Annotated in this window: 1 protein-coding gene; it reads right to left on the bottom strand. The window is 42.3% G+C overall.

Features of this window, described 5'->3' with window-relative positions; genetic code table 11:
- Positions 1 to 250: 250 nt before the first annotated feature.
- Positions 251 to 1,117: IS110 family RNA-guided transposase (locus tag H735_RS23845; protein ID WP_052268489.1), on the bottom strand; the 867-nt coding region annotated here is incomplete at its 5' end.

Raw genomic sequence — 1,117 nt, 5'->3', positions numbered from 1 at the left:
ATTCTGTATATGGACTCCCAATTAATTACAACCGATTTTTAAACAGTGAAAGGTAGATAGGATGCGTGCGTATATTCGGGCTCTTTGTGAGTAGCGAACTCTGCCCCTTTATGCATTCGCACCTTAATGCCACACCGAACAGTCGATATTGGATACCTTCAGAATGAGCTGGCTCTTTAAGGTCGGTCTTACCTGTCTTTCGCTCTTTATTATTGGTAGTAACTAAATTTCGCAAGTATAGATTTAGCTGCTAGGCAGCATGTTTAAATGAAGTAGAGTACTGAGTGTCATGTTTCAGCATAGACCATGCAGTGCGTATGCTTTTATTCGCTAACGCGACAGCCGCTCTTCTTAGGCCAGCTCTAACTATCAAGGCTTTTAGCCAAGTCTCCTTACCATTTTTAGGCTCTCGATACTGAAGCAATCGGACAACGGATAGTGCACCTTGGATGAGATTTGCACGCAGCCTTTTGTTTGCTACTTTCTTACTAATACCAAGCATAGTCGTGACACCTCCAGTACTGTACTGCTTTGGTGTTAAGCCAATACAAGCAGAGGCTTCTCGGCCGTTTTTGAAATTTCTACCAGTGTGTCCTAGTGCCAAATAAAGGCCGAGAGCATTGATAGGGCCAATCCCTTCAAGTTCAAGTAGTTTTTTACACTCTGAATGCCGGTTGATGTAGTAACTCAATTCTTTTTCAATCTGAACTTTTTGTTTTGAAAGCTCTTGGTGCAAGTTATACATATGGTGTAAATAAGGGCGCAATATATCAGGAAGTTCACTATCGCCATTTTCTAAAATTTGCGGGATGGTTTTGTTAAAGGCGCTAACTCCCTTTGGGATAGCGATACCAAACTCTAAAATCAGACCTCGCACCATGTTACTGGTAGCCACCATGAGGTCATTGAGATGTTGCCGAACGCGTTCAATCGATTGAAGCGCTTGAGCATCGATAGTTTTCACTCCAACAGAATGAACATTAGGTTGGCGTGCTGCAATTGCGATGGCAAGAGCATCATTTTTATCAGTCTTTTGGTTTGCTCTAAAAGGAGTTACGTTTTTTGGGGCAATAATACTGACATCATGGCCTAAGCTTTGGCAAAAACGTCCCCAATG

It is taken from the genome of Vibrio owensii CAIM 1854 = LMG 25443 (assembly GCF_000817815.1).
Lineage (GTDB): Bacteria > Pseudomonadota > Gammaproteobacteria > Enterobacterales > Vibrionaceae > Vibrio > Vibrio owensii.
The sequence above is the reverse complement of the archived record's forward strand: the minus strand, read 5'-3'. Positions and strand labels throughout refer to the sequence as shown.